This window comes from Gluconacetobacter takamatsuzukensis (genome assembly GCF_014174275.1).
Lineage (GTDB): Bacteria > Pseudomonadota > Alphaproteobacteria > Acetobacterales > Acetobacteraceae > Gluconacetobacter > Gluconacetobacter takamatsuzukensis.
In genome coordinates, this window is the sequence record NZ_JABEQK010000023.1 from 1 (window position 1) to 2,801 (window position 2,801).

The 2,801-nt window shown below is 62.0% G+C and carries 1 protein-coding gene and 1 tRNA gene; one reads left to right on the forward strand and one right to left on the reverse strand.

The genetic code is table 11. The annotated features are described in order from the left end of the window. Positions 1-20: 20 nt before the first annotated feature. Positions 21-97 (forward strand) — tRNA-Met (locus HLH27_RS16840). Here the strand turns inward: HLH27_RS16840 and HLH27_RS16845 are convergent. Further along, positions 54-1,736 carry a recombinase family protein gene (locus HLH27_RS16845; protein WP_182951269.1) on the reverse strand — a complete coding sequence of 561 codons (1,683 nt, stop codon included), beginning with the start codon at positions 1,734-1,736 and terminating at the stop codon, positions 54-56. The genes HLH27_RS16840 and HLH27_RS16845 overlap by 44 nt on opposite strands. Positions 1,737-2,801: the final 1,065 nt, after the last annotated feature.

Consider the following 2,801-nt stretch of genomic DNA (forward strand, 5'->3'; position numbering starts at 1 on the left):
TTCCAGTCTACCCTCACCCCCGCGGGGTGGAGCAGCCCGGTAGCTCGTCAGGCTCATAACCTGAAGGCCGCAGGTTCAAATCCTGCCCCCGCAACCAACGATACTTGCGATGCCAACGCATCACGAACCCCAGCCCCGTAACAGGCTGGGGTTTTCGTTTGTCCGCTGCCCGAGGCCACCGTCAGGATGCCGGCCAGATCGCCCCGGACATCGATCTGCAGGCCCTTGTCGGATGGCGTGAGGATGATCGCCTCGATCAGTGAACGGATCACCTCGGCTGCCTCCTGGCGCTTTTCGTCCAGCTCGGAATGCAGCATGTCGTGCAGGCGTGCGAGTTGCCGGTGGTAGAACTCCGCCATCTGCGGATGGAACAGGGGCGGGGGCGCTTCAGCAGTCGCAAGGAACTCCGTCAGCTCCGCCTTGCGGGCTTCGAGCTTCGATCCGCGTTCCTTGACCGTCGCGATCGAGATGGCTTCGGAAAGATAGAGATCCATCAGCCGCTGGATGTCGCGCTCTACCCGCTTCAGCTCTGATTCTGCCGCACCAATGTCGGCGGATGCCTCCATGCGCAGCCGGTTCATCTCGTCCGTGAACGCGGTGCAGAACTCCGCGAACAGATCCGGGTCCATGAGATGCTGGCGCAGGGCGTCGAGGACGCGGCGCTCCAGTTCCTCGCGGCGCATGTTGGTCCGGTTGTCGCAGATGCCCTTGTTGCGGGCTGTCGAGCAGCCCAACAGTGTGCCGGAGATCATTGAATAGCCGCCACCGCAGCAGCCGCATTTGCTCAGGCCGGAGAACAGGTAGCGCGGACGGCGTTTCTCACGGAAATGATCGGGCGATGAGGTGTCGCTTGTGTCGCGGCTGGCGCTGACGCTCGCTTGCCGTGCCTTCACCGCATCCCATAGTTCCTGGTCGACGATCCGCAACTCCGGCACCTCCTGGATCACCCAGTCGGATTCCGGATTGGGTCGGGCCTGGCGCTTGCCGGTATCGGGATCCTTGATGAAACGCTGCCGGTTCCACACCAGCCTCCCCACGTACATCTCATTATTGAGGATACCGGTGCCGCGCGCCCGGTTGCCGTTGATCGTCGAGAAGCTCCAGGCACCGCTGCCAGGGGCAGGGATGCCTTCGTCATTGAGGCGGAAGGCGATGGCGCGCGGTCCCAGCCCAGCTGCGAAGTCGCGGAAGATGCGACGGACCACATCCGCCTCGTGCGGGTTGATGGTCCGGTCGCCCCGGATCGGCTCGCCATTGGTGTCGAGCTTACGCACGACATCATAACCATAGGCGTTGCCGCCGCCGGACTTGCCCAGTTCCACGCGCCCCCGCAGGCCGCGATGGGTCTTCTCGGCCAGGTCTTTCAGGAACAGGGCGTTCATCGTGCCCTTGAGGCCGACATGCAGGTGGGAGACTTCGCCCTCGGAGAGGGTGACGATCCGCACGTCGGCATAGTTCATGCGCTTGAAGACGCCGGCGATGTCCTCCTGGTCTCGGGACAAACGGTCCATCGCCTCGGCCAGCACGATCTGGAACCGTCCGCGCTGTGCATCCGCGATCAGCGCCTGGATGCCGGGCCGCATCAGGGAGGCACCCGAGATGGCGTGGTCGGTATACTCCTCGACGATGGTCCAGCCCTGCTTCTCCGCGTGGGTGCGGCAGACCCGAAGCTGATCGGCGATCGAGGCGTCGCGCTGGTTGTCGGAGGAATAGCGGGCGTAGAGCGCGACCTTCATGACGGGCTTTCCCTTACGGTCCGGAGCGGCGGCGCTGCTCCTGTTGCTGCGACCGGAACCAGTCCCGTGCCGCACGACGGGCCATGAGGCGGACCAGCGCCACCAGGCGCGGGTCGGGGGCATTGGGCCGCAGGACAAGCCGTAAATCGGGCTCGGGCGGCCGATACACCGGGGCAATGGACTGGCTGGGTCTGTCTGTCATCGTTGCTCTCTTCCGCCCGTAAGGCAAGAAAAACAGAGATACGATCCGGATAGAATGCCGTTGCTTCAATGGAAAAAGGAGAAACGCCTGATAGGTCTCCCGCGCGCTCAAGCGTACGGAATCGTAGTCACGGGTAGTCCCGGATAAAGGGGCGTCGTACAAATACTGGCGTATGACGGCGGCTCAGGAGGGAAGGTGGATGAATGGGCGCGCATTTGACTGCGCACTTTCGGAGGCACTAGCCAATTCCCGCGGTGTAACTTCATGTCTGGCGTCAGGAGAGTCGCATTCAAGAAAAACCGTCCGGTGCCTCAGGAGAGAACCATTGTCGGACTTGATTTGCGAATTACGTAATTTCTCAGCTCATGCGTTCTCAAATCGCTCATGCCCTTCAGGCGCAAACCCTACCTATCCACTCGAATTAGTCGCAGGTAGCTTCTCCAGAACAAGGCGATCGTCGATGCATGCATCCTCGCGATATGCTCGCTCGCGATCGCGCTGCTTGGATCTGGCAGCCATGCCGAACAGATCTGCCTTCCGCACTATCCGTCTCGCTTGCAGCCGCACCGAGACGTCCTGACGTCTGAGATCGACACTCACCGCGTGCGGTATCGTCGGGAAAGCGGATCGCATTCCCTCGACGGGGAACAGCGTAACCCGCTTTCGTAATGGGTCGAGGCGGACGAGGTATTGACCGTTGAGTTCGCCCGAGAGATGCACGGCACATCCTATGAAGCATCGAAGGGCTCCTGTGGGCTGCCTGCGATGACTGGTCCGGTTTCATAGTTAGTTGATATGCGCTTCTGATGCCAGCCTGGCCGGGAGGTGAAGCGTAGCGGAACCGAGCGGCCAGGCTGGCATTC

Coding starts and splice junctions, on each gene's coding strand:
- HLH27_RS16845 (WP_182951269.1), bottom strand. CDS start 1,736: ATGAAGGTCGCGCTCTACGCCCGCTATTCCTCCGACAACCAGCGCGAC.